Origin of the sequence: Amycolatopsis thermalba, from assembly GCF_003385215.1 — a bacterium.
Classification (GTDB): domain Bacteria; phylum Actinomycetota; class Actinomycetes; order Mycobacteriales; family Pseudonocardiaceae; genus Amycolatopsis_E; species Amycolatopsis_E thermalba.
Window position 1 is genome coordinate 1 of the sequence record NZ_PQHW01000103.1, and the last position, 24,957, is coordinate 24,957.

Annotated in this window: 29 protein-coding genes; 12 read left to right on the plus strand and 17 right to left on the minus strand. The window is 71.4% G+C overall.

Annotated features, from left to right (window positions below):
- From D0D15_RS36685 to D0D15_RS29090, 5 genes are all read right to left on the minus strand, one after another.
- Positions 1–216 (minus strand): protease inhibitor I42 family protein (locus tag D0D15_RS36685; protein WP_208646199.1); only part of this gene is annotated, 216 nt, incomplete at its 3' end.
- Between the two features lie 72 nt (positions 217–288).
- Positions 289–951: a hypothetical protein gene (locus D0D15_RS29075; RefSeq protein ID WP_094008730.1), complete on the minus strand. Its 663-nt coding sequence runs from the start codon at positions 949–951 to the stop codon at positions 289–291.
- A gap of 13 nt (positions 952–964) precedes the next feature.
- The gene (locus D0D15_RS29080) at positions 965–2,110 is read right to left on the minus strand and encodes a C1 family peptidase (RefSeq protein WP_167481579.1); all 1,146 of its coding nucleotides are present in this window, start codon (positions 2,108–2,110) and stop codon (positions 965–967) included.
- Between the two features lie 122 nt (positions 2,111–2,232).
- Positions 2,233–2,958, minus strand: coding sequence for an SGNH/GDSL hydrolase family protein (locus D0D15_RS29085; protein WP_094008728.1), 726 nt, complete (start codon positions 2,956–2,958; stop codon positions 2,233–2,235).
- Positions 2,959–2,967: 9 nt separating this feature from the next.
- Positions 2,968–3,603, minus strand: a complete 636-nt coding sequence (locus D0D15_RS29090) for an NAD(P)-dependent oxidoreductase (RefSeq protein ID WP_094008727.1) — start codon at positions 3,601–3,603, stop codon at positions 2,968–2,970.
- 92 nt (positions 3,604–3,695) lie between these two features.
- Between D0D15_RS29090 and D0D15_RS29095 the strand changes: the two genes are divergently transcribed.
- Positions 3,696–4,265, plus strand: a complete 570-nt coding sequence (locus D0D15_RS29095) for a TetR/AcrR family transcriptional regulator (protein WP_094008726.1) — start codon at positions 3,696–3,698, stop codon at positions 4,263–4,265.
- Between the two features lie 3 nt (positions 4,266–4,268).
- On the opposite strand, the gene D0D15_RS29100 is transcribed toward D0D15_RS29095, so the two are convergent.
- Positions 4,269–4,967 carry a class I SAM-dependent methyltransferase gene (locus D0D15_RS29100; protein WP_094008725.1) on the minus strand — a complete coding sequence of 233 codons (699 nt, stop codon included), beginning with the start codon at positions 4,965–4,967 and terminating at the stop codon, positions 4,269–4,271.
- A complete protein-coding gene (locus tag D0D15_RS29105; RefSeq protein WP_094008724.1) occupies positions 4,964–5,452 on the minus strand; it encodes a GbsR/MarR family transcriptional regulator in 489 nt (162 codons plus the stop codon). Before D0D15_RS29105 ends, D0D15_RS29100 begins: the two co-directional genes overlap by 4 nt.
- A 94-nt stretch (positions 5,453–5,546) precedes the next feature.
- Between D0D15_RS29105 and D0D15_RS29110 the strand changes: the two genes are divergently transcribed.
- The 4 genes from D0D15_RS29110 (at position 5,547) to D0D15_RS29125 (ending at position 10,862) form a co-directional block, all read left to right on the plus strand.
- Complete coding sequence (locus tag D0D15_RS29110) at positions 5,547–6,443, plus strand: ABC transporter ATP-binding protein (RefSeq protein WP_094008723.1); 897 nt, start codon at positions 5,547–5,549, stop codon at positions 6,441–6,443.
- The gene (locus D0D15_RS29115; RefSeq protein WP_115944906.1) at positions 6,440–8,035 is read left to right on the plus strand and encodes an ABC transporter permease; all 1,596 of its coding nucleotides are present in this window, start codon (positions 6,440–6,442) and stop codon (positions 8,033–8,035) included. Before D0D15_RS29110 ends, D0D15_RS29115 begins: the two co-directional genes overlap by 4 nt.
- A 116-nt stretch (positions 8,036–8,151) precedes the next feature.
- Complete coding sequence (locus D0D15_RS29120; protein ID WP_167481580.1) at positions 8,152–9,411, plus strand: MFS transporter; 1,260 nt, start codon at positions 8,152–8,154, stop codon at positions 9,409–9,411.
- A complete protein-coding gene (locus D0D15_RS29125; protein ID WP_094008720.1) occupies positions 9,408–10,862 on the plus strand; it encodes an NAD-dependent succinate-semialdehyde dehydrogenase in 1,455 nt (484 codons plus the stop codon). The genes D0D15_RS29120 and D0D15_RS29125 overlap by 4 nt, the downstream gene beginning before the upstream one ends.
- Here D0D15_RS29125 and D0D15_RS29130 read toward each other — a convergent pair.
- From D0D15_RS29130 to D0D15_RS29145, 4 genes are all read right to left on the minus strand, one after another.
- Positions 10,846–11,466, minus strand: a complete 621-nt coding sequence (locus D0D15_RS29130) for a LysE family translocator (RefSeq protein ID WP_094008719.1) — start codon at positions 11,464–11,466, stop codon at positions 10,846–10,848. The genes D0D15_RS29125 and D0D15_RS29130 overlap by 17 nt on opposite strands.
- Before the next feature lie 322 nt (positions 11,467–11,788).
- The gene (locus D0D15_RS29135; protein ID WP_094008718.1) at positions 11,789–12,595 is read right to left on the minus strand and encodes an ABC transporter ATP-binding protein; all 807 of its coding nucleotides are present in this window, start codon (positions 12,593–12,595) and stop codon (positions 11,789–11,791) included.
- Positions 12,592–13,641: a FecCD family ABC transporter permease gene (locus D0D15_RS29140; protein ID WP_115944907.1), complete on the minus strand. Its 1,050-nt coding sequence runs from the start codon at positions 13,639–13,641 to the stop codon at positions 12,592–12,594. The genes D0D15_RS29135 and D0D15_RS29140 overlap by 4 nt, the downstream gene beginning before the upstream one ends.
- Positions 13,638–14,663 (minus strand): FecCD family ABC transporter permease, encoded by a 1,026-nt coding sequence (locus D0D15_RS29145; protein ID WP_094008716.1) that lies wholly within the window; start codon positions 14,661–14,663, stop codon positions 13,638–13,640. The genes D0D15_RS29140 and D0D15_RS29145 overlap by 4 nt, the downstream gene beginning before the upstream one ends.
- 89 nt (positions 14,664–14,752) lie before the next feature.
- Here D0D15_RS29145 and D0D15_RS29150 point away from each other — a divergent pair, with 89 nt between their 5' ends.
- Positions 14,753–15,730 carry an ABC transporter substrate-binding protein gene (locus tag D0D15_RS29150; protein ID WP_233157523.1) on the plus strand — a complete coding sequence of 326 codons (978 nt, stop codon included), beginning with the start codon at positions 14,753–14,755 and terminating at the stop codon, positions 15,728–15,730.
- A gap of 56 nt (positions 15,731–15,786) precedes the next feature.
- Entirely contained in the window at positions 15,787–16,113 is a 327-nt protein-coding gene (locus D0D15_RS29155) for a putative quinol monooxygenase (RefSeq protein ID WP_094008714.1), read from the plus strand.
- Here the strand turns inward: D0D15_RS29155 and D0D15_RS29160 are convergent.
- Positions 16,110–16,670, minus strand: a complete 561-nt coding sequence (locus tag D0D15_RS29160; protein ID WP_115944908.1) for a TetR/AcrR family transcriptional regulator — start codon at positions 16,668–16,670, stop codon at positions 16,110–16,112. The two genes, D0D15_RS29155 and D0D15_RS29160, sit on opposite strands and share 4 nt — an antisense overlap.
- 11 nt (positions 16,671–16,681) lie before the next feature.
- On the minus strand, positions 16,682–17,449 hold the full coding sequence (locus D0D15_RS29165; protein WP_167481581.1) for a metal-dependent hydrolase: 768 nt from the start codon (positions 17,447–17,449) through the stop codon (positions 16,682–16,684).
- An 18-nt stretch (positions 17,450–17,467) separates the two neighbouring features.
- On the opposite strand from D0D15_RS29165, the gene D0D15_RS29170 reads away from it, so the two are divergent.
- Positions 17,468–17,896: a pyridoxamine 5'-phosphate oxidase family protein gene (locus D0D15_RS29170; RefSeq protein ID WP_094008712.1), complete on the plus strand. Its 429-nt coding sequence runs from the start codon at positions 17,468–17,470 to the stop codon at positions 17,894–17,896.
- Positions 17,897–17,958: 62 nt separating this feature from the next.
- Positions 17,959–18,498 carry a hypothetical protein gene (locus tag D0D15_RS29175; protein ID WP_233157521.1) on the plus strand — a complete coding sequence of 180 codons (540 nt, stop codon included), beginning with the start codon at positions 17,959–17,961 and terminating at the stop codon, positions 18,496–18,498.
- A 152-nt stretch (positions 18,499–18,650) separates the two neighbouring features.
- Here the strand turns inward: D0D15_RS29175 and D0D15_RS29180 are convergent, their stop codons facing one another.
- From D0D15_RS29180 to D0D15_RS29195, 4 genes are read right to left on the minus strand one after another with little or no spacing between them, the layout of a single operon-like run.
- A complete protein-coding gene (locus tag D0D15_RS29180; RefSeq protein ID WP_094008710.1) occupies positions 18,651–19,730 on the minus strand; it encodes an MBL fold metallo-hydrolase in 1,080 nt (359 codons plus the stop codon).
- Between the two features lie 10 nt (positions 19,731–19,740).
- Complete coding sequence (locus tag D0D15_RS29185; protein ID WP_094008709.1) at positions 19,741–21,048, minus strand: glycoside hydrolase family 1 protein; 1,308 nt, start codon at positions 21,046–21,048, stop codon at positions 19,741–19,743.
- A 33-nt stretch (positions 21,049–21,081) separates the two neighbouring features.
- Positions 21,082–21,411 carry a divalent-cation tolerance protein CutA gene (cutA, locus tag D0D15_RS29190; protein WP_094008708.1) on the minus strand — a complete coding sequence of 110 codons (330 nt, stop codon included), beginning with the start codon at positions 21,409–21,411 and terminating at the stop codon, positions 21,082–21,084.
- A gap of 27 nt (positions 21,412–21,438) precedes the next feature.
- On the minus strand, positions 21,439–21,801 hold the full coding sequence (locus tag D0D15_RS29195; protein WP_094008707.1) for a hypothetical protein: 363 nt from the start codon (positions 21,799–21,801) through the stop codon (positions 21,439–21,441).
- Between the two features lie 145 nt (positions 21,802–21,946).
- Between D0D15_RS29195 and D0D15_RS29200 the strand changes: the two genes are divergently transcribed.
- The 3 genes from D0D15_RS29200 to D0D15_RS36110 all read left to right on the plus strand — a co-directional run.
- Positions 21,947–22,882, plus strand: a complete 936-nt coding sequence (locus D0D15_RS29200) for a Ppx/GppA family phosphatase (RefSeq protein ID WP_244214995.1) — start codon at positions 21,947–21,949, stop codon at positions 22,880–22,882.
- Positions 22,883–22,892: 10 nt separating this feature from the next.
- The gene (locus tag D0D15_RS29205; protein WP_115944910.1) at positions 22,893–24,680 is read left to right on the plus strand and encodes a thiamine pyrophosphate-requiring protein; all 1,788 of its coding nucleotides are present in this window, start codon (positions 22,893–22,895) and stop codon (positions 24,678–24,680) included.
- A gap of 41 nt (positions 24,681–24,721) precedes the next feature.
- A partial coding sequence (locus D0D15_RS36110) for a helix-turn-helix domain-containing protein (RefSeq protein ID WP_162830624.1) occupies positions 24,722–24,957 on the plus strand: 236 nt, incomplete at its 3' end.

Sequence of the window (24,957 nt, forward strand, 5' to 3'; positions counted from 1 at the left end):
GTCGAGTGCCAGCCGGCGCACGCCCCCCTCCCCCGGTGGCCCCTCCCCGTGGGACCGGACGTGCTCGTCCGCCACCACGCGGACCGAGTCCGGCAGCCGCCAGCGCCACCGGTACCCCGACGCGCGGACCTCCGGCAGACGCAGCTCGACCGTGTCCCCCACCCGCAGCCGAGCCGTCTCCCCCGCATCCGCCTGCGCGAGCCGGATCTGTGCCACTGGAAGCCCCCCGGGGTGGCGGTGGCCGGCGGCCCCCTCGGCTGCCGGCCACCGCCGGTCTGTGTGCCGGCGTCAGACCAGGATCTGGTCGATCTGCCCGGCGGCGTTCTCGTGGAAGGACACCGGCAGCCCGTGGTTACGGGCCAGCAGCGCCAGGGTCGTCAGGGAGCTGCGCCCGTCCCCGGCGGAGGCGAGCCGCTTCCAGCCCAGGCCGGCGACGAACACCCAGACCCCCGGGTTGGCGCTCGTCGACCACAGGCTCGTGATGGAGCGGTTGCGGATCCAGACGCCCTGCGCCGGCTGGGCGGGTTGCGCCGGGTGGACCGGCTGGGCCGGGTGCACCGAACCGTTGCCGTTGGGCGGGGTGTTCGGGTCGTACACACCGGTCGGCGGCGGAGTATTCGGGTCGTATACACCAGTCGGCGGAGTATTCGGGTCGTACACACCAGCCGGCGGAGTATTCGGGTCGTACACACCAGCCGGCGGAGTATTCGGGTCGTACACACCCGTGGGCGGCGGAGTATTCGGGTCGTACACACCAGCCGGCGGAGTATTCGGGTCGTACACACCCGTGGGCGGCGGAGTATTCGGGTCGTATACACCAGCCGGTGGCGTGTTCGGGTCGTACACGCCAGTCGGCGCGCCCGGCCCGGTCTCCGCGGTCAGGGCGGCCAGTTCGGCGTTCGGGTCGTCCTGCGGGCCGGTGTCCGGCGTCTCGCTCTTGCTCGTGGTCATGCTTCGCTCCCCATCAGTAGGTGGTGGCAACCTTGGTCAGCACGCCGCGGTCGAGGAACGGGCTGACGGGATGACCACCCGCCCGCGCCTCGGCGAGCAGCGCGAGCTGACGGCTCACGCTCGCGGCGTCCCCCGAGAGCCGGACCCAGCCCAGCTGCTCCAGATACGCCCATTCGCCGTCACCGGCGGAGAACAGGCGCAGCGCGCGCTGCGGCGGTAGCCAGGCGCGCAGGGTGACCCCGGTGCAGCCGAGGGTCGTCGGCCGCGGTTCCGGGTAGTCCTCGATGAAGGCTTCGCCGTAGGCGATGCGGAAGAACCCGCCCTCGCCCCAGTCGGTGCCCCAGGAGTTCTTGGCGATCCAGCAGTTCTGCTCGTCGTCCCACCCGATGAGCGCGACGCAGTGCCCGCCGTTGCTCTCCGTCGTGGTGGCGCGGTAGATGCCGCCGGTGTAGTGGAAGAAGTCGTCGTAGATCACCATGCACGCGGTGACCGGGCCATAGCCGTAGATGTGGTGCTTGATCGCGGCCGGGTCCTGGGTGAGATCGACGACGCCTTCCGCGCGGGCGACGCGGTTCACCCAGTTCGGGTGCAACGCGCCGGTTCCCTCGTCCGAGTAGGGCCAGTAGTCCTCGAAGGTGACGCCGTGGGACGCGCAATCACCCATCAGGTCGTCCGGCCAGGATCCGGTGTCTCCCGGTTTGCGGTGCCCGGGCGCGAACCCGAAGAACAGGTGCGCCTCGGACAGGTCCAGGCGCATGCCGGTGTTGCGGCGCGTGTAGGCGGCGGTCCCCTCCAGCGCCGCCACGGTGCCGAACGCGCTGCACGACCCCGATTCCCCCTGGTCCTTCACCGGTGTCACGTAGCTGCGACCGCACACGTCGCGCAGGTCGAACTTCACGGGCAGCGTGCTGCCCGGCGCGTGGAGGGCGGTGCAGGGCTGGCCGGCGGCCCCGAGCGCGACCTCGAGCATCCGCCCGGGCAGATCGGCCCGGGCTTCCACCTCGGCCGCGCTCGGGGCCGGCACCCCCAGCCGCACCCTGCGCGACTCGCCCGCCAGCCGGCTGAGCACCGTCTCCCCCGCCTGCCACGGATCCCCCATCGTGGCAAGGGAATCCCGCACGGCGCGGATTTCCTCGGCGAAGGGCCGGGGAGAACTCATGCGTTCCTCCAGTCGGTGTGCAACCAGCCAACGCCCCCTATGACGCGGAGGAGCCCTCGCCAGATACACAGCGACAGAAGTTTTTCCAAAGCACCTGGTCGGCAGCGGCCGGTTTCACCCGTTCAGACCAATGCGACCGCTTCCGCCAGCTTCCCGGCCCACAACCGGTAGCCGGCGGGCCCGGGGTGGAAGCCGTCCGTCGCGAACAGCTCCGGGTCGACCACCTCGCGCGGCACCGGGCAGTGGGTGACGCCCGGTAGGGCCGCGAGCGTCGCGGCGGCCGCGTCCAGCGCCTCGCCCCGCAGACCCAGGACCAGGCGCAACGGCTGCGGCAGCGACGGGAACGCGCCGAGCGGCGGGACACCGGCCAGCAGGACCGGCACCGGGCCGAGCGCCCGGCGCGCCGCCACCACCAGGGCCAGCAGGTCGCGCCGGTACCGGCCCGGCGAGCGCATCTCGATGGTGTCGTTCACGCCGAGCGCCACCACGACCAGGTCCGCCGGCTCCCGGCACGCCTCGTCGAGCAGTTCCGCCCGCACGGTTCGCGCGTTGGCACCCGTCCGGCCCGCGACGCGCCAGGAGATCCCGCGCCCGAGCCGCCCGGCCAGCACCGACGCGAGCTGCCCGGTCAGCGCCTCCTCGTGCGTCCCCGCGCCGACGCCATCCACTGTGGACTCGCCGATCACCAGCAGCCGCACCGGATCCGGGCCGGGAACCGAACCCGTCAGCGGCCCGGACGCACCCGGCAACCGCGGCGTCGTCCGGCGGACGCGAAGACCCTGCGCGACCAGCACCGGCGCGAGGCCGACGGTGGCCGCCACGGTCAGGAGAGCACGAGAAGTTGACACCCGTTCACATTAGCCCTTGGCAATCGACACAGCCATCTTCGACAGCCCCGGATCCGCGGCCGCACGCAGGACGTAGTCGGCCAGGTCGGCCCGCGAGATGGTGAAGCTGCCACGCACGTTTCCCCTGGTCTCGCTGGCGATCCGGCCGGTGTGGCGGCCGTCGTTGAGCTTCGGCGGGCGCACGATGGTCCAGTCGAGCCCGGACGCGATCACCCGGCGTTCCATCTCGCCCATGTCCGCGTACTCCTCGCGCAGCATGCGGATCAGCATCGGCTTGACCACCAGGCGCGTGAACCAGCCGTCCCCCTCGCGGTGCATGCCGCTGTTGCTGACCACGACCAGCCGCCGCACGCCGGCCGCCGTCATCGCGGTCATGATGCCGCTCGTCCCGTCGCGGCAGATCACGCTGGGCCCGCGGTCGCGCGGGCCCAGCGCGGACAGCACGGCCTCGCGGCCGGAGATGGCCGGCACCAGCGAGTCCGGGTCGAACACGTCCGCCGTCACCACCTCCAGCCGCGGCTGCGCGGGCACGTCCAGCCGCGCCGGATCGCGCACCACGGCGGTGACCTGGTGACCCGCCGCCAGCGCCTGCCGCACCACCTCGACGCCCGTCCCACCGGTCGCCCCGAACACGGTCAGCTTCATGGCTTTCCTCCCTGGTTAGTGTTCACTCACCTGCTATAGTGAGTGAGTACTCACTAACCGTCAAGCGAGCACTGAGAGAACGCTGAGAACGCATGGGAACTCGGGAGAAGATCCTGGCCGCGGCCACGCAGATCATGCGCGAGCAGGGCTACGCGCGCGCCACGACCAAGGAGATCGCCCGCGCCGCCGGCTTCTCGGAAGCGGCGCTGTACAAGCACTTCGCGGACAAGACGGAGATCTTCCTCGGCGTGATCTCCTCCCAGCTGCCCGGCCTGGAGGCGGTGCTGGGCGACCTCACGCCGGGGCGGCACGGCGTGCGCGCCAACCTGGTGCGCGTCACCGCCACGGCGATCGACTTCTACACCGAGAGCTTCCCGATCGGCGCGTCCCTGTTCTCCTCGCAGGAGCTGCTGACGGCCCACCGAGACGCGATCCGCGAGCACGGCGCCGGGCCGCGCACCCCCGTCACCCGCCTGGCGAACTACCTGCGCGCGGAGCAGCGGCTCGGCCGCCTGCCGTCCACATCGGACCCGGACGCGATCGCGACGCTGTTGCTGGGCGCGGCGTTCCAGCAGGGATTCTTCCGGCACTGGGACGCCGAGGCCGGCGACCCGGCGGTGCTGGCGCGCAAACTCGTCAAGGCGGTGCTGCCCACCTCGTGAGCGTCAGGGGGCAAGAGCCTCCAGCACGAAGAACAGGAAGGCGGTCTTGGTCGACAGGCTGTGGAAGTCGTCCGGGAACAGCTCACGGGCGGCCGGATCGGGCTGCGGCTCGCTGATGGTGACCAGGCGGAAACCGGCGGCGGTGAAGGCACCGGCCATCGCGTGCAGCGGCCGGCGCCAGAACTTCATCGGGAAGCGCTGCCCGCCGAACTCCCAGTCAAAGCTGTAACTGGTGGTCGCGAAGTAGTCCGGCCGGGGCTCCTGGATGGTGTAGGCGACGAACGGGTGGTCCACCGACGCGATGAGCCGGCCGCCGGGCCGGAGCACTCGCCGCAACTCGGCCAGCGTCGGGCCCCAGTCCTCCAGGTAGTGCAGCACCAGCGAGGCGACCACGTCGTCGAACGACTCGTCCGCGAACGGCAGGGGGTCGCGCAGGTCGGCCTCGTGCAGCGGCACCTCGTCACCGAGCCGCCGCCGCGCCAGCGCCAGCATCGCGGCACTGGCGTCGACGCCGGTGACCACCGCGCCGCGGTCGCGCAGTTCGGCGGTCAGCGGGCCCGCGCCGCAGCCGGCGTCCAGGATCCGGCGGCCGGCCACGTCCCCGGCCAGCGCCAGCATCGCGGGCCGCTCGTAGTACGCGTTCATGAGGCTGTGCTCGTTCTCCGCCGCGTACACCTCGGCGAAGCTGTCGTAGTCGTTCATCCCGTCCCCCCGCGCACGCCCTGGCTCGACGCGCGCTCCTTCTCCCAGCGTTCGAACAGCAGCGGTAGCTCCTTGATGATGAACGACAGGAAGTCCCGCGTGTCGGCCAGCCGCCGGCCCGCCGGGGTGTCCGCCCCCACCGCGTCGACACCCTCCTCGGCCGCGTCCCGCCACATCTCCATGAACCGGTCCCGCTTGCGCATGCTCGCGTACCACAGGTCGTCGAGCACCCGGAAGTGGTCGCGGCGCTCACCGGGCTCCCGCTGCCGCTCGACCAGCCCCACCTGCTCCAGGTACCGCACCGCCCCGGACACCGCCGCCGGGCTGACCTGAAGCTTCTCCGCCAGCTCGCCCGCGGTGAGGCGGCCGTCGTCGGTCACCATGAGCGCGGCCACCACGCGCGCGGCCATGCGCTGGATGCCGAGCTGGGTGAGCACGAGGGCCAGCCGCTCCACGTACCGGCGCACCGCCTCTTCGTCACGCATCACCGATCATCCTTCCGCATCCGTCCAGCGCTTCAGACAATCTATACGTTTTCCTAACTTCACAACTTTGTGAAAACTCTGTAGCTTCACGTCCATGGACAACGCCATCTCCATCGAGGGCCTGCACAAGTCGTTCGGTGCGACCAAGGCCCTCGACGACCTGAACCTGCAGGTCAAGACCGGAGAAGTGCACGGCTTCCTGGGCCCGAACGGGGCCGGGAAGTCCACCACCATCCGCGTCCTGCTCGGTCTGCTGCGCGCGGACCGGGGCACCGCCCGCCTGCTCGGCGGCGACCCGTGGCGCGACGCGGCGAGCCTGCACCGACGGCTCGCCTACGTCCCCGGAGACGTCAACCTCTGGCCCAACCTCTCCGGCGGCGAAGTCATCGACCTGCTCGGCCGGCTGCGCGGCGGTCTCGACAAGCGTCGCCGCGACGAGCTGATCGAACGGTTCGACCTCGATCCGAAGAAGAAGGGCCGCACCTACTCCAAGGGCAACCGGCAGAAGGTCGCGATCGTCGCGGCCCTGTCCTCCGACGTCGAGCTGCTGATCCTCGACGAACCGACCTCCGGCCTCGACCCGCTGATGGAGGCCACCTTCCAGTACGCGATCCAGGAGGAGCGCGACAAGGGGCGCACGGTGCTGCTGTCCAGCCACATCCTCGCCGAGGTCGAGGCCCTGTGCGACCGGGTCAGCATCATCCGCAACGGGCACGCGGTCGAGACCGGCAGCCTGCACGAACTGCGGCACCTCACCCGGACCTCGATCGTGGCGGAGCTGGCCGGTCACCCGAACGGGCTCAGCTCGCTGTCCGAGGTGCACGACCTCAAGGTCGACGGCAACCGCGTCCGCTTCGACGTCGAGACCCAATCGCTGGACCAGGTGCTGCGCAAGCTCACCGAGGTCGGCGTCCGCAGCTTGACCAGCCAGCCGCCGACGCTGGAGGAGCTGTTCCTGCGCCACTACACGACCGAAGCGAGCGCCCGGTGACCGCGCTGGTGGGCACCCGGCACCTGGTCCGCCTCGCGGTGCGGCGGGACCGGATCGTGCTGCCGCTGTGGGCGCTGGTGATCGGGATCCTGCCGGCGAGCAGCGCCGGCGCCTACGAACAGCTGTATCCGGACGCGGCCAGCCGGGCGTCGCTGACGACGGGGATGAGCGCGAACCCGTCGATCACCCTGCTCTACGGGCCGCCGTTCGACCTGTCCACCGCGGGCGGGTTCACGGCCTGGCGCTTCGGCGTGTTCCTGCCCCTGTTCACGGCGCTGGCCTGCATCTTCACCGTCACGCGGCACACCCGTCAGGAGGAGGACACCGGGCGGCAGGAGCTGCTGTCCTCGACCGTCACCGGGCGCTACGCCGCACTGACCGCCGGGTTGATCACCGCGGGCATCGCCGCGGCGGGGACCGGGCTGCTGGCGGCGCTGGGCCTGATCGGGGCCGGCCTGCCGGCGGGCGGTTCCGTGGCGTTCGGGCTCACGACCACGCTGACCGGGCTCGTGTTCGCCGCGGTCGCCGCGATCGCCGCCCAGCTGGCCGAGTACTCGCGCACCGCCAACGGCATCGCCTCCGCGGTGCTCGGGTTCGCCTTCCTGCTCCGCGCGGTCGGCGACTCGGCGACGGACGTGTCGTGGCTGTCGTGGCTGTCACCGCTCGGGTGGGCGACGCAGACGCGGCCGTTCGCCGGGGACCGGTGGGCCGTCGCGCTGCTGCTCGTCGCCGTGGCAGTCGTGCTGGGGACGGTGGCCTACCGGCTGCTGCCGCGGCGGGACGTCGGGATGGGCATCTTCCCGGCGCGCCCGGGACCTCCGGTGGCGGCGCCCGGGCTGCGGTCGCCGTTCGCGCTGGCGTGGCGGCTGCACCGGGGCGTGCTGATCGGGTGGACCGCCGGGTTCGCGGTGCTGGGGGCGATGTTCGGCTCGCTGGCCGCCGGCATCGGCGACCTCGTCGGGGAGAGCGCGCAGGCCCAGCAGGCGTTCGAGCGGTTGGGCGGCGCGCAGAACCTGGTCGACACGTTCCTCGCGATGATCGCCGGGATCTTCGGGATGGTCGCCTCGATGTACGCGGTGCAGGCGACGCTGCGGATGCGGTCGGAGGAGATCGCGCTGCGGCTGGAACCGCTGCTGGCGACGCGGGTGCGACGGCTGCAGTGGGCCGGGAGCCACCTGGTGTTCTCGCTGCTGGGGACGGCTCTGCTGCTGGTCGTGTCGGGCCTGTTCGCCGGGCTGCTGCACGGGTTGCGGGTCGGTGACGTGAGCGGCCAGGTACCCGCGGTGCTCGGCGCGACGGTCGCGCAGGCGCCCGCGGTGTGGGTGGTCGTCGGGATCGCCGTGGTGGTGTTCGGGTTCGCGCCGAAGCTCGCGACGGCGGCGTGGGGCGTGGCCGCGGTGTTCCTCCTGCTGTCGCTGTTCGGGCCGGTCGTGCAGGCGCCGCAGGTGGTGCTGGACATCTCGCCGTTCACGCACGTCCCGAAGCTGCCGAGCGCGGAGTTCGTGGTCACGCCGTTCGCGTGGCTGCTCGGCATCGCGGCGGTCGCGCTTGCCACGGGTCTGGCGCGGTTTCAGCGGCGGGACATCGGGTAATCCCGGGTCATCCGAGTGGCAGCGCCCGGACTCGTCGGGGGGTCCGGGCTCTGCCGCTCATTTTTTGTCGGTACCCCTCGCTAACGTTGTTCATCTGGCGGAACCGAGGGGGGACCATGCGATGGGGGTTGTTGGGGCACGGGGATTTCCGGCGTCTGTGGCTGGCCGATGCGCTGAGCCAGTTCGGCGACCGGATCAACCTGCTCGCGGTGCCGTTGCTGGCGGCGATCACGCTGCAGGCGACGGCGGTGCAGGTGTCCGTGCTGCGGACGCTGGAGACGCTGGCGTACCTGCTACTGGCGTTGCAGGTGGGCGCGTGGACGAACCGAATGCGCAAGCGGCGCGTGCTGGTGGCGGCCGACCTGGGCCGCGCGATGGCGTTCGGCTCGGTACCACTCGCCGCGGCGTTCGGTGCGCTCACGATGCCGCAGCTGTACGTGGTGGTGGCGGTGGCCGGGGTGCTGTCGGTGTTCTTCGAGGTGGCGCACCGGACGTACCTGCCGAGCCTGGTCGCGCGCTCGCAGCTGGTGGAAGGCAACGCGCGGCTGCAGGCCAACGTCTCGGTCGCGGCGGTGGCGGCGCCCGGGCTGTCGGGATGGCTGGTGCAGCTGTTCGGCGGGGCCACGGCGGTAGGGGTGAACGCGGTGAGCTTCCTGTGGTCCGCGGCCTGGCTGCGGCGGATCCGCGCGCCGGACCAGGTGCCGGTGGCCCTTGCGAGAGCGCCGCTGCGGCGGGAGATCAGCGACGGGCTCCGGTTCGTCTTCCGGCACCCGGTGCTGCGCGTGATCGGGGCGCACAACGTGTGCGTCAGCGTGTGCCAGCAGTTCCAGATCACGGTGGCGGCGCTGTTCCTGCTGCGCGAGGTGCACCTGTCGCCCGGCATGATCGGGTTGCTGCAGGCGGGCGGGCTGACCGGGGCGCTGCTCGGTTCGGCCGTGACGCGCCGGCTCGGCAGGTGGCTCGGCGAGGCGCGGCTGATGTGGATCAGCGCGCTGGTGTGGGGCGCGGGATACCTGATGATCCCGTTGACCACGCCGGGCTGGGGCATGGCGTGGTATCCCGTCGGCAACTTCCTGACCGGGGTGAGCATCGTGGTGCTCAACGTGCACCAGGTCAGCTACCGGCAGGCGGTGACGCCCGAGCGGCTGCAGAGCAGGGTGGCGGCCACCTCCGCGTTCCTGTACTTCGCGCCGGGGCCGGTCGGGAGCGCGCTCGCCGGGGTGCTGGCGAGCGTGGCCGGACTGCGGGGGACGTTGTGGCTGGCCGGAGCGGGCGTGGCGGTGTCGGCGTTGTGGCTGGTCTGCTCGCCGTTGCGCCGGATGCGGCAGTTGCCCGAGGCATACGAGGAGGTGCGCACGGGTAGTCACGGCGCATGAACCTCGATGGAGTACCGCGTCAGCTCTTCCTCGCCGGTCGGTGGCGTGACGCCGCGGACGGCAGCCGCTTCGGTGTGCACGATCCGGGGACCGAGCAGCAGCTCTGCGAGGTCTCCGACGCGCAGGACGCCGATGTCGGCGAGGCCATCGAGGCAGCCGTCGCGAAGCAGGAGGAGTGGGCCGCGACACCGCCGCGCGAGCGGGGCGAGATCCTGCGCCGCGCGTGGCAGCTGATGACCGACCGCGCCGACGAGCTGGCCCGGTTGATGACGCTGGAGATGGGCAAGAGTCTGGAGGAGTCGAAGGCCGAAGTCACTTACGCCGCCGAGTTCTTCCGGTGGTTCGCCGAGGAGGCCGTGCGCATCGACGGGCGGTACGCGCGCAGCCCGGCCGGTGGTGGGCGCGTGCTCGTGTCGAAGCACCCGGTGGGGCCGTGCATCCTGGTGACGCCGTGGAACTTCCCGCTCGCGATGGGCACCCGCAAGATCGGGCCGGCCATCGCCGCGGGCTGCACCATGATCGTCAAGCCGGCGCAGCTGACGCCGTTGTCGATGCTGAACCTCGCCGGCCTGCTCAAGGAAGCCGGGCTGCCGGACGGGGTGCTGAGCGTGCTGCCGAGCACGTCGGCGAGCCGGGTCGTGAACCCGGCCCTGGCCGACCCGCGGATCCGGAAGCTGTCCTTCACCGGGTCCACCGAGGTCGGGCGCAAGCTGGTCGAGCAGTGCGCGCCCAACCTGCAGCGGATGTCCATGGAGCTGGGCGGCAACGCGCCGTTCCTGATGTTCGAGGACGCTGACCTGGACGCGGCGGTCAAGGGCGCGGTCACCGCGAAGATGCGCAACAACGGTGAGTCGTGCGTGGCGGCGAACCGGTTCCACGTGCACTCGTCGGTCGCCGGGGAGTTCGTGCGGCAGCTGACCGAGGCGATGTCGTCGCTGAAGGTCGGGCACGGCACCGAGGACGGGGTGAAGGTCGGGCCGCTGATCAGCGCCGAGCAGCGGGACAAGGTGATCGAGCTGGTCGACGACGCGCTGTCCCGCGGCGCGCACGCGACCACCGGCGGCAAGCCGCTGGACGGTGACGGCTTCTTCTACGCGCCGACCGTGCTCACCGACGTCCCGCCGGACGCCCGCATCCTGCGTGAGGAGGTGTTCGGCCCGGTGGCGCCGGTGACCACGTTCGAGGACGAGGACGAGGCGGTCCGGCTCGCCAACGACACCGAGTTCGGCCTGGTGGCCTACGTGTTCACGCGCGACCTGGACCGCGCCATCCGCGTCGGCGAGCGGATGGCGACCGGGATGGTCGGGCTCAACACCGGGCTGGTGTCGAACGCGTCGGCGCCCTTCGGTGGCGTGAAGGCGTCCGGGTTCGGCCGCGAGGGCGGCGCCGAGGGTATCGAGGAGTACCTCGACGTGAAGTACATGGCGCTGTCGCTCAGCGGGACTCCGTAGCGATCCGCAGTCCGAGTCCGATGAGGACTGTCGCGGTGAGACGGTCGAGCCACCGCCGCACCGCGTCGCGCAACAGGAACCGGCGGGCCTGGGCCGCCAGCAGGAGGACCGTGCCCATCCACAGCCAGCCGATCGACACGTGGATGAGGACGAGCAGGGCGCCCCAGGCCGCCTGCCCGGACCCGGCGGGCAGGAACTGCGGCAGCAGGCTCAGGTAGAACACGCCGACCTTCGGGTTGAGCAGGTTCGTCACGAGCCCGGCGCGGAGGGCACCACGTCCCGGCTCGACGCCGATCTCCGGGGGCGCCTGGTGGCGGCGGAAGCTCTTCCACAGCGCGGACGCGCCGAGCCAGATCAGGTAGGCCGCACCGACGATCCGCACGACGTCGTAGGCGATGCGGGAGGCGGTCAGCAGCGCGGTCAGGCCCGCGATGCTCGCCGTCCCCCACACCAGGCAGCCGAGGTTGATGCCGGTCAGCGCCCGGAAGCCGGCCCGCCGACCGCCGAGCAGGGTGTGGCGGAGCATCAACATCGTGTCGAGACCGGGCGTCATAACGCCCACGAGCGCGACGAGGACGTAGGCGAACAGAGCGGAAGTCGACATACCGCCACTACAACACAGCCGGGCCCGCGAAGGGGCCGACTTTTCGGAAGACCGCCCGAGCACCCACACCGACGAACGCCCGAAAATCGGCCAACGCGGAACCCGACGCCTGCGGCGGCAAACACAGTGCCCGCAGCGGCAACCCGGCGCGGGCGCCAGCCAACACCGCCCCCGGTGCGGGCCAAACCCGCCGTCCGCACCCGCCGACACGGCGCCCACGGCGCCATCGTGGCAGTCGGCGCGGCCAATGCGGTGGCCACGCAACCAGCACCGCCCGGGGGGCGGTGCTTCAGTCCTGTGCCTGTCCCGCCCCGGGGGTGCCTCAGTCCCCGCCGCCGTCTTGGAGGTGGGCGCTGATCGGCACCACCAGCGGTGTTCCGGAGACCGGGTCGGGCAGGACCTTTGCAGTCAGGCCGAAGATCTCGTCCAGCAGCGGCTCCGTCAGCACCGTCGACGGCGGGCCCTGCGCGATGATCCGCCCGTCGCGCATTGCCACCAGTGTGTCGGCGTAGCGGGCGGCCAAGTTCAAATCATGCAGGACCATCACGACCGTCGTGCCGCGGTCGCGGTGCAGGCGGTGCACCAGGTCCAGCACGTCGATCTGGTGGGCCAGATCGAGGTAGGTGATCGGCTCGTCCAGCAGCAACAGCCCGGTCTCCTGCGCGAGCGTCATCGAGATCCACGCGCGCTGCCGCTGCCCGCCGGACAGTTCGTCGACCACCCGGTCCGCCAGCACGTCCATCCCCGTGAGCCGCAGAGCATTGGCGATCGCGTCCTCGTCCGACGACGACCACTGCCGGTACCAGCGCTGGTGCGGGTGCCGCCCGCGCGCCACCAGATCACCGACCGTCAGCCCCTCGGGCGCGACCGGTGACTGCGGCAGCAGCCCGACCACCTTCGCCACCTCGCGGGTGGGCAGCTTGTCGATCCGCTCGCCGTCCAGCAGCACCGCGCCCTCCCGCGGCGCCAGCAGCCGCGCCAGCGCCCGCAGCAACGTCGACTTGCCGCAACCGTTCGGGCCGATGATCGCGGTGATCGTGCCGTCCAGCACATCCAGGTCCAGACCGTCGACCACCACCCGCTCGCCGTACCCCAGCTTCAGGCCCTCGGCTCGCAGTCGTGACGTCATGCTCGTGCCTCCCGGCGGCTCCGGACGAACAGGAAGATCAGGTAGGGCGCCCCGAGGATCGCGGTCAGCACCCCGACCGGCAGATCCGGCAGCAACAGCCGGGTCAGCAGGTCCGCACCCACGGTCAGCAACGCCCCCAGCACCATCGACCCGACCAGCGGCGGCTGCGCGGTCTTCGCCAGCCGCACCGCGATCTGCGGCGTCGCCAGCGCGACGAACGTGATCGGCCCCGCCGCGGCGGCCGCGATGGCGGCCAGCGCGGCCGCCAGCAACAACAACGCCCCGCGAGCACCGTCGACCCGGATGCCGAGTCCCCGCGCGGTGTCGTCGCCGAACTGCAGCCCGCCGACCGTCCGCCCGCAGACCAGCGTGATCGGCACCAGCACGGCCAGCGCGATCGCGACCGGCCCCACCGAGTCCCACCCGACGTCGGCCAGGTTGCCGACCAGCCACGTCGTCGCGCGCGCCGCGTCGTTCACGTCCCCGGCGGCCAGCAGCCAGTTCACGATGTTGTAGCTGATCGCCCACAACCCGATGCCGATCAGCACCATCCGGTAGCCGTCGATACCGCGCCGCCACGACAACGCGTACAGCAGCACGCCCGCCAGCAGCCCGCCGATCAACCCGGCGACCGGCACGCCGAGCGCGCTCACCATGCCGCTGACCTGGCCGCGGTACCCGCCGGCGACGATCGCGGTGACCGCGCCGACCCCCGCGCCCCACGTGATGCCCAGGATGTCCGGGCTGGCCAGGGGATTCCGCGCGACCGACTGGAACAGCGCGCCGGACAGCCCGAGCGCGGCGCCAACCAGCACACCGGCGAGCGTGCGCGGCAGGCGCAGGTCGAAGATGATCCCGCGTTCCCGCCGGGTGCCGCCGCCGAGCAGGGTCTCCAGCACGTTCCAGATCCCGATGCGGGAGCTGCCCATCCCGATGTTGATCGCGGCGACCAGCACCAGCAGCACCGCCGCGACGACCACGAGCGCGATCACCCGCGGCTTGACCGTCCACGCCACCGGCCCGGCGGCCAGCACCTTGCGAGTCATATCTTGCTCAGCCCCCGCCGCCGCACCAGCACGATGAACACCGGCGCCCCGAGAATCGCGAGCAGGATGCCGACCTCGAAGTTGTCGCCCGTCAGCACGCGCCCGAGCACGTCCGCCGTCAGCAGCAGCACCGCGCCGAGCAGCCCGGCCACCGGCACCAGCCAGCGGTAGTCCGGGCCGGTGATGGCGCGGGCGAGGTGCGGCACGACGAGCCCGAGGAACGCGATCGGCCCGCACGCGGCCACCGCCGACCCGGTGAGCAGCGTGATCGCGGCGACGCCGAGGACCCGCGTGCGCAGCACCCGCTGCCCGAGAGCGGTCGCGACGTCCTCGCCCAGCGCCAGCGTGTTCAGGCCGGGCGTGTTGACCAGCGCGAGCAGCAGGCCGAGCACCAGGAACGGCGCGATCTGACCGGTGATCGCGAAGTCGCGCCCGGCGATCGACCCGACGCGCCAGAACCGGTAGGTGTCCATGCCGCGCTCGTCGCCGAGGATGATCGCCGACACCAGCCCGTGCAGCAGGGCGCTCACCGCCGCCCCGGCCAGCGCGAGCGTCACCGGCGTCGCGCCCTTGCCGCCGACCGCGCCGAGCAGGAACACCGCGACGCTGGCCAGCAGCGCGCCGGCGAAGCCGAACCAGATGAACCCGTAGAGCCCGTCGACCCCGAGCACGACGACCGCGAACACCACCGCCAGCGCCGCGCCGTGCGTGACGCCGAGCAAGCCGGGATCGGCGAGCGGGTTGCGCGTGTGGCCCTGCATGAGCGCGCCGGCGACACCGATCGCGAGCCCGACGAGCAGGCCCAGCACCGTGCGCGGCACCCGCAGCGACCGGACGATGATGTCCGATTCGGACCCGGACGGCTGGGTGAGCGCCGTCCACACCTCACCGAGCGGGATCGACTTCGTACCCAGCGCGACACTCGCCGCGCAGATCAGGGCCAGCAGAACGGCGAGCCCGCCGATACCGGCGAGACGACGCTGCCTGCGCGTCCGTGGCCGGGCTGTCGCCACCACCGTCACTGATGTCGCCTATCCAACTCGCGCTTCCAAACGGGACAAACCGCATCCTATGCTCCGCTTAGGCAAGGCTAACCGAAAGAGAGATCCCGATGACGAGACCGTGGCGAGCAGCACTGACGCTGGCCGTGACCGCGTGCCTGACCCTCACGGCGTGCGGTGGCGGCACCGACGAAGCCGCGCAGCAGGGCGGGACGGACCAGGCCGGCTATCCGCGCACCATCCAGCACGCGATGGGTTCGACCGTGCTGGAGACGCAGCCGAAGACCGTGGCCGCGCTCGACACCAGCTACGTGGACGCCGCGCTCGCGCTCGAAGCCCAGGTCGTGGCGTACACGAAGTACCGCAACTTCGACCAGCTGCCCGACTACCTCGGCGACGACCGCCGGTTCGGCGCGGGCGCCAAGGTGGTCGGCCCGCTGGAGAGCCCGGACGTCGAGCAGCTCTACGACATCAAGCCGGACGTGATCGTGTCGGCGAAGGTGCGGCACGAGAAGTACTACGAGCAGTTCACCGGGGTCGCCCCGACGGTCTTCTCCACGACGACCGGCGCGGTCTGGAAGGACAACATCCGCCTGCTCGGGCAGGTCCTCGGCAAGGAGTCGCTGGCCGAGCAGAAGATCGGCGCCTACGAGCAGCGGGCGCAGCGGATCGGCCAGGAGATCGCGGCGAAGCTCGGCCGGGCGCCGACGGTGTCGATCGTGCGGTTCGTCGAGGGCGAGCCGACCGTGCGGCTCTACAGCAGCGCGTCCTACCCCGGGATCGTGATGGCCGACGCGAAGCTGTCCCGGCCCGCCGGCCAGCCGGACGCCACCGACAAGATCTCGGTGAACCTCAGCCAGGAGGACATCGCGAAGCTGGACGCGGACATCATCTTCGTGTCGTCGTACTCCGACGAGACGAAGACGGCGGAGGACCCGAAGGCGAAGTTCCAGGCCAACCCGCTGTGGGCGACGCTCAAGGGCAAGATCGTCGAGGTCAGCGACACGACCTGGTTCACCGCGGTGAGCCTGCAGGGCGCGTCGGCGATGCTGACGGACCTGGCGAACCAGTTCGGCGTCACGCCGTGACCCGGCGCGGGGCCGCATCCGGTGTGGGCGCGGCCCCGCGGCCCTACGGTGGAGCCATGATTTTCATCACCGCGAAGTTCCGCATCCTGCCCCAGTACGCCGACGACTGGCCCGCGATCGCGCGGGACTTCACGCTCGCCACCCGCGCCGAGCCGGGTTGCCTGTGGTTCGACTGGTCCCGCAGCGTCGAGGACCCAACCGAGTACGTGCTGGTGGAAGCCTTCCGCGACGGTGAGGCGGGCGCGGCGCACGTCCAGTCCGACCACTTCAAGACCGCGCAGCAGACCCTGCCGCCGCACCTGGCGGAGACCCCGCGGGTCGTCAACTTCGAGGTGCCCCAGGACGACTGGTCGGAGCTGGGTGAACTCGCGGTGCGGCGTTAGGCGCGCAGGCCGTCGGCGATGATCTTCGCCAGCTGCCGTCCCGGCGGGGCCTGGCGCTGGATCGCGAGGTAGCCCGCGAGCAGGGCGGTCAGGTCGCCGGGTTCGACGTCGCCCCGGACGGCGCCCGCGGCCTGCGCCCGGCGCAGCAGGTCGGCGAACGCGGCGCGGAACTCGGCGCGTTCCTCGGCGGCGGCTTTGAACGGCAGTCCGGTGCTCGCCTCCAGCGCGTCGCACAGGGCCTTGTTCAGCAGCGCCTGCTCGGCCACCACGTCGAAGAACTCGAAGAACACCGCGCCCGGGTCGGCCGCCTCGAGCCGCTCCTTCGCCTGAGCGGCCAGCCACTCGATGCGGTCCAGCACGACCGCCTCGAACAGCAGCTCCTTGCTGGGGAAATGCCGGTAGACCGTGCCCGCGCCGACCCCGGCCCGTCGCGCGATCTCGTCCAGCGGCACCGACGGGCCCTCGTCCGCGAACGCCTCCTGCGCCGCGGCCAGGACACGGGCGCGGTTGCGGCGCGCGTCGGCGCGCAGTCCGGTGCGGCTCGCGGGGGTCGTCATCGTGTCCGATTCTAGCCGCCCGCGGCCACCGTGGGTTCGGCGAACAACCCGACCAGACCGGCCCACGCGCCGGGCACCAGCAGCACCGCCAGCACGGTGAAGACGGGCACGATCAGGAACTTCTCCACGCCCTTGCCGGTGCGGAAGCGCAGGAACGCCGGCGGCCGCAGCTCGTACCAGATCTCGCCGGCGATCGGCACCGGGAACAGGAACGGGCAGCCGGATTCGGTGAGCGCGTCGCCGAGGCAGTGCACGAAACAGCCCACCGCGACCGCGATCCCCAGCCAGCCCGTGAGCTGCGACAACTCGGCCGCGGCGCTGGCCGTCAGCGCCCACCACAGCACCCCGCCACCGGCGACCAGCAGCAACCAGTCCCCCAGCGCGTCCGCGGCGAGCAGCAACGCGAACAGCACCACCCCGGCCACGACGTACCAGCCGCCGGCCCGGGTGCCGTACGTCGTCGCCGCGCCCAGGCCGATCGCGAACAGCAGCGTGTGCGACAGGTGCCGGTGGCTGCCCCGGCCCCGCTCGTCGCGCGGGCCCTTGGTGACCTTGTACAGCGCGGCCGAGGTGTGCCGGAGCAGCCAGCACACCAGGCCGGTGATCGGCCCGAGCAGCTTGGAGGCGCGGGCGTGCGGGTGGTCGAGGTCCGGCAGCAACGCGAAACCGGCGGTCGTCGCGGCGAACGCCAGCGCCTGGTGCACGGAGCCGGCGCCGATGGCCGGGGCGAGCGCGAGGCCGGCGCACCAGCCGGTGAGCGCGTGGGTGGAGCCCATCATGCGGAAGATCTTGGCAAGATGGACGCCGACCGACGCGAAGGGACGCGCATGATCACGACCACCGAGGCGCCCAGCGACGAGCTGCGGGCGTTCTGGGCCGAGCGGCACCTGTGCATGCTCACGACCCTGCGTCCGGACGGGAAACCGCACGTCGTGCCGGTCGGGGTCACCGTGGACGAGGACTTCACCACGGCGCGGGTGATCTGCCGCCGCGGCAGCGTCAAGGCACGCAACGTGCGTGCCGGGCAGCCCGCGCGTGTCGTGGTGAGCCAGGTGGACGGTCGCCGTTGGTCGAGTTTGGAGGGATCGGCGGTGGTCCGGGAGGATCCGGAGTCGGTGGCGGACGCGGAAAACCGCTACGCCGTGCGGTATCACCGCCAGCCGAAGCCGAACCCGGAGCGGGTCGTGATCGAAATCAGCCTGGACCGCAGGCTCGGCATGAGGTAAAGCACACCGATGGCGGGTTGCGGACGAACGGGAAGATAGGGCAGTAATTCAGGGTGCGGACCGTGAAGACCCTCAAGATCGACAGCCCGTTCGCGGGCGGCACGACGTGGGACGTCGTCGATCGGACCGTGATCGGCGCGCTCGCGCCGTCGATGATCAGCACCCTGCGGCGGGGTTCCGAGGACTTCCTGTGGTTCGCCGAGCGGCGCATCGCCGGTCACCAGCTGGGCCGCCCGGGCCGCTGGGACCACCCGGTGGAGCGGGAGCTGCTCGGATGGCGGTCGCGGCTGGCGTTCGAGCTGGACCCGCCGGTGGTGATCCCGGAGATCGACCTCAAGCTGTCGCACTGGGTCCGCAACACGCACGAGGAGTTCCTGCGGCGGCTGCCGGAGACCGGGGGCGTGGTGCAGCTGGAGAGCGTCCGGGACGTGGACGCGTGGCTGCACACGCTGATCGACCACTACAAGGCCGTGAAGGCCGCCGGGGAGCAGCAGCTCGATCCGGACGCGCGGGCCACGCTGATGGCGTGGTTCCGGAACACGTTCTTCAAGATCCGCCGCGCGGCGGACCGGGTGGGGCTGACCCGCGTGCGGCCGACCTGATCGGGGCCGCTGGGCGCGTCGCTGTGTTGGGCGGCGGTTTAAAGATCAAAAGATGTCCTCGCCGGACGGGCAGGCTCCGGGATGACGGGGGACCGTTGTTGTCTCACCTCGGGCAGGTGGTCGCTGGGTGATCAGGGCGCCGGCGCGCCGCGTCAGCCGATCGGCTGCCACCACGGGTCGATGGGCTTCGGGTTGTCCACGTCGATCCGCTCACCGGGGCGGGGGATCGCCAGTGCCACGTCGTGTGCTTTCGATTCGCGCCAGGCTCGCTCGGCCGGCTCGCTCCAGCCGTGCATCGCCAGGCGGAACGTGCCCCAGTGCACCGGGATCAGCAGCCCGCCACGCACGTCGAGGTGGGCGGCGACTCCCTCCTCCGGCGTCATGTGGATGTCCGGCCACGCCGGGTGGTACGCGCCGATCTGCACGAGCGCCGCGTCGAACGGGCCGTACTTCTCCCCGATCGCGCGGTAGCCCTCGAAGTAGCCCGAGTCCGCCGTGTAGAACACCTTCCGCCCGGACCGCGCCACGATCCACGACGCCCACAGCGTGTTGTTCCGCGTGAACGCCCGGCCGGAGAAGTGCTGGGCGGCCGACGCGGTCACGTCGACCCCGCCCACCGACACCGACTCGTCCCAGTCCAGTTCGATGATCCGCTCCGCCGGGATCCGCCACCGGCGCAGGTGCGCGCCCACCCCGAGCGGGACCACGAACGGCGCGCGCTGGGTCTTCGCCAGCCGCACCACCGTCGGCCGGTCGAGGTGGTCGTAGTGGTCGTGCGACACGATGATCACGTCCAGCTCGGGCAGCTCGTCCAGCTGGTGCGGCGGCCGGTGCATGCGCTTCGGGCCGACGAACCGGGACGGCGACACCCGCTCGCCCCACACCGGGTCCACCAGCACCTTCCGGCCGTCGATCTCGATCAGCGACGACGCGTGGCCGTACCAGGTGATGTGCAGCCCCTCATCGGCCGGCGCCCCCGGCCGCACCAGCGGTACCGGCCCGGTCGGCTTGCGCCGCTGCTTGCCGAACACCATCTCGCCGACCAGGTCGCGGGCCCGGGCCGGCTGCACGAGCGGCGGGGCGAGGTTGCGGAACCGGCCGTCGTGGAACTGCGGGGAGCGCCGCATGCGCTCGGGATCGGGCCGCCCGCCGAACGCCACCGGGATCTCCCACAGGGCCGCCACCGCCCCGCCGAGCAGCGCGGGCAGGGCCCACCGCAACGTCTTCGCCATGTCCGGACAACTACGAACCGGCGCCGGATGTTCCCAGCGGCGCCAGCGGCCCGGACGGATCGGCCGGCGACAGGCAGCTGCCCAGCGGATCGACCAGCGAGCACAGCGCCGGCCCCTGGACCAGCCGGTACGACGGCCCGACGCCACCGCGCGCGATCACGTCGCGGTACGCCGCGACCCCGTCGGTCGCCCGCCGGGTCAGCGCGGGATCGGTCAGAGCGTCCACTTCGTACAGTCCGAAGCGCGGCCGGTAGCTGCCCCACTCGTAGTTGTCGGTGATGCTCCAGTGGTTGTAGCCGATGACGTTCATGCCGTCGGCCTTCGCGCGCTGCACCCAGAACAGCGTGTCCTGGATCGACGCCGCGCGGGTGTAGCCGTCCGCGCGCGGTTGGCCGTTGTCGGTGGGCAGCCCGTTCTCCACGATGTACAGCGGCAGGTCCGGGTAGCGGTCGTGGTAGTAGCGCAGCGCGTAGTAGATGCCCTCCGGCTGCGGCTTGACCTTCCAGAACTGCTCGAACGCCGCGTGGATCGCGGTGAGGTTGGTCAGGCTGACGCCGTAGTAGTAGTCCAGCCCGACGAAGTCGACCTTGTCCGTGATCCGGTCCATCACGACCAGGTCGGTGACCGGGTTGAAGCCGGCGTAGAAGGCCTGGTTGCTGGTGACCCGCGCGGACGGGTCGAGCCGGTGGATCTCGTCGTATGCGCGGCGGTGCGCCTCGACCACGTTGGCCTGCCAGGCGGGGACCTGGAACGGGGTGACCGCGCCGATCTTCAGCTCCTGCGTGAGGAACGCGACCGGCTCGTTGAACGTCACCCACAGCACGTCGTCGTAGCGCTCGGCGATACGCGTGGTGAAGGCGAGGAAGTCGTCCACGGTCTTCGCGGCGGTGAACCCGCCCTGGTCGGCCACCCAGCCGGGGTAGACCCAGTGGCTCAGCGTGATCATCGGGGTCATGCCGGCGGCGCGGATGTGCCGGACGACGTCGTCGTAGTAGGCCAGCTCGGTTTCGTCCCACCCGCCGGGCGCGGGCTGCACCCGCGCCCACTCCACGCTGAACCGGAAGGTGTTGACGCCGAGGTCCTTCGCCAGCCCGATGTCCTCGGCGTAGCGGTGCCGGAAGTCGGTGGCGTTGGCGTACGGGTCCACGCCGCCCTTCGCGACGTACCGCGACCAGTTGCTGTCCGGGGCGCTGCCCTCGGACTGAAAGCCCGCGGTGGCCACTCCCCAGTAGAAGCGGCTCTCGGCGGATGCCGGGGTCACCGGGACCGACGCGAGGCAGAACAGGACGACGAGCGCTATCCGGACCAGGCGCGACATGTGAAAGAAATTTACGTTTCCCCGGTCGGCCCGTCAACGATCAACCGGCCTGGTTTCCTCGACCAGCCACGCGAGGTACTCCGCGCTGCCGCCCTCGATGGGCGTCGCGATGATCTCCGGCACCTCGTAGTTGTGCTGCTGCTTGATCAGCTCGACCAGGGCCGCGACCCGGTCGGCCGCGGTCTTGATCTCCACGCGCCACTCCGGATCGGCCTGCACCCGGCCGTCCCACCGGTAGACGCTCAGGATCGGGCCCACGATCTGGGCGCACGCGCCCAGCCGCGCCTCGACGGCCTGCGCCGCCAGCTCCCGGGCCGTGGTCTCGCTGTCGGTGGTGGACGACACGATCACGTGTTCGCGCATGTGCCCGATTAGAGCACCACGCGCGGCTCAGACCCAGCCCGCCTGCTGGCCCTCGCGCTGCTCGTCGGCGTCCGCGCTGGCCTGGTGGGTCAGCGCGGCCACCGCCTGCGCCAGTTCCGTGCGCACCTGGTCCCCGTCGGTGCGGTCGGTGTGCAGCGTGATGGCGATCTCGCACTGCCCGGGACCGCGTTCGTGGACACGCAACTCACCGCAATCGTCACCCTCGCTTTCGGTGCCCCACGCCAGGTGCCTGCTCGCCGGGTCCGTGCGCAACCAACCCTCGTCCAGGTTCTGCGGCAGGAACCGGGGCAGGTTGGGTGTGTCGGAGATGAACGCGAACGCCTCATCGGCGGGCAGATCGGCGGTCGCGGTGTAGTGGAACGTCTCCATGAGATCGGAGATAGCCGTGTGACGCGGGGCTAAACGGGGTACGCAGGGCCTTATGCGACTCGGCGTGCTCGACATCGGTTCGAACTCGGCGCAGCTCCAGATCGTGGATGCCCACCCGGGCGCCCCGCCATTACCGGCGCTGGCTGTGAAAGAGCCCACACGCCTGGCCGAGCAGATCGACGAGTGCGGGGCGATCGCGGAGGAGGGCGTGTGCCGGGCGGTGGACGCCGTGGAGGCCGCGCTCGCCGCCGCGCGGCTGCACCGCGTCGAGCAGCTGTTCCTGTTCGCGACCTCGGCGATCCGGGACGCGGCCAACCGGGACGAGGTCATCAACCGCATCGAGGAGCGCACCGGCGTGCGCCCCCAGTTCCTCACCGGCGAGGACGAGGCCCGGCTGACCTACGCGGCGGCGCACCGCTGGTACGGCTGGTCCGCGGGCCGCCTGCTGCTGCTCGACATCGGCGGTGGCTCGCTGGAGATCGCTCTCGGCCGCGACGCCGAACCACAGCTCACCCTGTCCCTGCCGCTGGGCGCGGGCCGGCTGACCCGGACGTTCCTGCCCGACGACCCGCCGTCGGTCCGGCAGGTCAAGGCGATGCGGCGGCACGTGCGGGACATGCTGCGCGAGGTCGCCGACCGGCTGAGATGGGAGGGCGTCCCCGCCCGCGCCGTCGCCACGTCGAAGACGTTCAAGCAGCTCGCCCGCCTGGCCGGGGCGCCGCCGCAGGTGCGCGGCCCGTTCGTGCGGCGCACCCTCACCGTCGACGCGCTCAACGCGTGGATCCCCCGCCTGGCCGAGATGACGGCAGCCGAACGGGCCCGCCTGCGCGGGGTGTCCGCGCCGCGCGCCCGGCAGATCCTGGCCGGCGCGATCGTCGCCAAGGCGACCATGGACACGCTCGACATCCGCAAGGTCGACGTGTGCCCGTGGGCGCTGCGCGAGGGAATCATGCTGCACCACCTGCAAACCCTGCAGGTCTACGACGGCCTGCCGCTGCAGGCGATCAGCACCGCGGTGCCGGAGGTGTCGGGCCGGGGCGCCCCGGGTAAGTCCCTCGTGGGACTGAGCCGAGGAGCGTGAGGAGTTTTCCATGTCGGAGACGGTCGGCGACTACCTGCTGCAGCGCCTGCGGGAGTGGGACGTCGAGCAGGTGTTCGCCTACCCGGGCGACGGGATCAACGGCATCGTCGCCGCGTTCGGCAAGGCGGACAACAAGCCGCGCTTCGTCCAGGCCCGTCACGAGGAGATGGCCGCGTTCGAGGCGGTGGGGTACGCCAAGTTCAGCGGGCACGTCGGGGTGTGCATGGCGACCTCGGGGCCGGGAGCCATCCACCTCCTCAACGGGCTGTACGACGCCAAGCTCGACCACGTCCCGGTGGTGGCGATCGTCGGCCAGACCGCGCGCAGCGCGATGGGCGGGTCCTACCAGCAGGAGGTGGATCTGCAGCCGCTGTTCAAGGACGTGGCCAGTGAGTACCTGGTCGAGGTCAACGTCGCCGAGCAGCTGCCCAACGCGCTCGACCGGGCCATCCGCACCGCGCTGGCCAAGCGCGCGCCGACGGCCGTGATCATCCCGAACGACCTGCAGGAAGAGCCGTATTCGGCGCCGAAGCACGCGTTCAAGCACGTGCCGTCCAGCCCGCCCGGCTTCCCGCACCCGGTGGTCATCCCGCCGGAGGACGAGCTGGCGCGTGCCGCGGACGTCCTCAACGCGGGCGAGAAGGTCGCGATCCTGATCGGGCAGGGCGCGCGCAACGCCGCGGCCGAGGTCCGCGAGATCGCCGAGCTGACCGGCGCCGGGGTCGCGAAGGCGTTGCTGGGCAAGGACGTCCTGCCCGACGACCTGCCGTACGTGACCGGCTCGATCGGGCTGCTGGGCACGCGGCCGAGCTACGAGATGATGCGGGACTGCGACACGCTCCTGATCGTCGGCTCGAACTTCCCGTACAGCCAGTTCCTGCCCGAGTTCGGCAAGGCGCGCGCGATCCAGATCGACATCGACGGCAGCATGATCGGCATGCGGTACCCGACCGAGGTGAACCTGGTCGGCGAGGCGAAGGGCACGCTGCGCGCGCTGCTGCCGATGGTGCGACGCAAGGAAGAGCGCGCCTGGCGGCAGAAAATCGAGCAGAACGTCACGTCCTGGTGGGAGACGGTCGAGCAGCAGGCGATGGTCGACGCGGACCCGGTCAACCCGATGCGGGTGGTGCACGAGCTGTCGCAGCGGATCCCGGAGGACGCGATCGTCACCGCGGACTCGGGTTCGTCGACCAACTGGTACGCGCGGAACTTGCGCATGCGCGGGCGGATGCGCGGCACGCTGTCCGGGACGCTCGCCACGATGGGGCCGGGCGTGCCGTACGCGATCGGCGCGAAGTTCGCCTGCCCGGACCGGCCGGTGATCGCGCTCGAGGGCGACGGCGCGATGCAGATGAACGGCATGGCCGAGCTGCTCACCATCCAGCGCTACCAGCACCTGTGGTCGGACCCGCGGCTGGTGGTGTGCGTGTTCCACAACAACGACCTGAACCAGGTCACGTGGGAGCTGCGGGCGATGGGCGGCGCGCCGAAGTTCGAGGAGTCGCAGTCGCTGCCGGAGTTCTCCTACGCCGAGTTCGCCCGCTCGCTGGGCTTCGAGGCGGTCGCGGTGGACTCGCCGGACCAGCTTGGCGCGGCGTGGGACCGGGTGCTGTCCGCGGACCGCCCGGCGCTGCTCGACGTGCGCTGTGACCCGGAGGTGCCGCCGATCCCGCCGCACGCGACGTTCGAGCAGATCAAGTCCACGACCGAGGCGATGCTCAAGGGCGACCGCGACGCGTGGCACGTCCTGGTGCAGGGCCTGAAGACCAAGGCGCAGGAGCTGCTGCCGAACCGCTAGTGTCCTGAGTCGTTAATTCGAGTTCAGCTGTAGGGTGCGGTATGCCGAATCCGAAGCTGCCTGAGTTGGCCTTGTCCGTTGATGAGGCACAGACGTTGCGGAACTGGGTGCAGCGGCGGAAGACGGCTCAGGCGTTGGCGTTGCGGTCGGGGATCGTGCTGCGGTGCGCCGAGGGCGGCTCGAACAGCGAGATCGCCGCGGAGTTGGGCGTCGGGCGCGCGATGGTCGCGAAATGGCGTTCCCGGTTCGTGGCCCAACGACTGGACGGCCTGGTCGA

Bases quoted from the DNA above. Each gene is read 5' to 3' on its own strand.
- D0D15_RS29080 (WP_167481579.1), bottom strand. From the start codon at position 2,110: ATGAGTTCTCCCCGGCCCTTCGCCGAGGAAATCCGCGCCGTGCGGGAT.
- D0D15_RS29205 (WP_115944910.1), top strand. From the start codon at position 22,893: ATGTCGGAGACGGTCGGCGACTACCTGCTGCAGCGCCTGCGGGAGTGG.
- D0D15_RS29095 (WP_094008726.1), top strand. From the start codon at position 3,696: ATGGGAACTCGGGAGAAGATCCTGGCCGCGGCCACGCAGATCATGCGC.
- D0D15_RS29125 (WP_094008720.1), top strand. From the start codon at position 9,408: ATGAACCTCGATGGAGTACCGCGTCAGCTCTTCCTCGCCGGTCGGTGG.
- D0D15_RS29090 (WP_094008727.1), bottom strand. From the start codon at position 3,603: ATGAAGCTGACCGTGTTCGGGGCGACCGGTGGGACGGGCGTCGAGGTG.
- D0D15_RS29140 (WP_115944907.1), bottom strand. From the start codon at position 13,641: ATGACTCGCAAGGTGCTGGCCGCCGGGCCGGTGGCGTGGACGGTCAAG.
- D0D15_RS29130 (WP_094008719.1), bottom strand. From the start codon at position 11,466: ATGTCGACTTCCGCTCTGTTCGCCTACGTCCTCGTCGCGCTCGTGGGC.
- D0D15_RS29195 (WP_094008707.1), bottom strand. From the start codon at position 21,801: ATGGAGACGTTCCACTACACCGCGACCGCCGATCTGCCCGCCGATGAG.
- D0D15_RS29165 (WP_167481581.1), bottom strand. From the start codon at position 17,449: ATGATGGGCTCCACCCACGCGCTCACCGGCTGGTGCGCCGGCCTCGCG.
- D0D15_RS29180 (WP_094008710.1), bottom strand. From the start codon at position 19,730: ATGGCGAAGACGTTGCGGTGGGCCCTGCCCGCGCTGCTCGGCGGGGCG.
- D0D15_RS29185 (WP_094008709.1), bottom strand. From the start codon at position 21,048: ATGTCGCGCCTGGTCCGGATAGCGCTCGTCGTCCTGTTCTGCCTCGCG.
- D0D15_RS29135 (WP_094008718.1), bottom strand. From the start codon at position 12,595: ATGACGTCACGACTGCGAGCCGAGGGCCTGAAGCTGGGGTACGGCGAG.
- D0D15_RS29075 (WP_094008730.1), bottom strand. From the start codon at position 951: ATGACCACGAGCAAGAGCGAGACGCCGGACACCGGCCCGCAGGACGAC.
- D0D15_RS29150 (WP_233157523.1), top strand. From the start codon at position 14,753: ATGACGAGACCGTGGCGAGCAGCACTGACGCTGGCCGTGACCGCGTGC.
- D0D15_RS29120 (WP_167481580.1), top strand. From the start codon at position 8,152: ATGCGATGGGGGTTGTTGGGGCACGGGGATTTCCGGCGTCTGTGGCTG.
- D0D15_RS29100 (WP_094008725.1), bottom strand. From the start codon at position 4,967: ATGAACGACTACGACAGCTTCGCCGAGGTGTACGCGGCGGAGAACGAG.
- D0D15_RS29170 (WP_094008712.1), top strand. From the start codon at position 17,468: ATGGACGCCGACCGACGCGAAGGGACGCGCATGATCACGACCACCGAG.
- D0D15_RS29160 (WP_115944908.1), bottom strand. From the start codon at position 16,670: ATGACGACCCCCGCGAGCCGCACCGGACTGCGCGCCGACGCGCGCCGC.
- D0D15_RS29155 (WP_094008714.1), top strand. From the start codon at position 15,787: ATGATTTTCATCACCGCGAAGTTCCGCATCCTGCCCCAGTACGCCGAC.
- D0D15_RS29110 (WP_094008723.1), top strand. From the start codon at position 5,547: ATGGACAACGCCATCTCCATCGAGGGCCTGCACAAGTCGTTCGGTGCG.
- cutA (WP_094008708.1), bottom strand. From the start codon at position 21,411: ATGCGCGAACACGTGATCGTGTCGTCCACCACCGACAGCGAGACCACG.
- D0D15_RS29105 (WP_094008724.1), bottom strand. From the start codon at position 5,452: ATGCGTGACGAAGAGGCGGTGCGCCGGTACGTGGAGCGGCTGGCCCTC.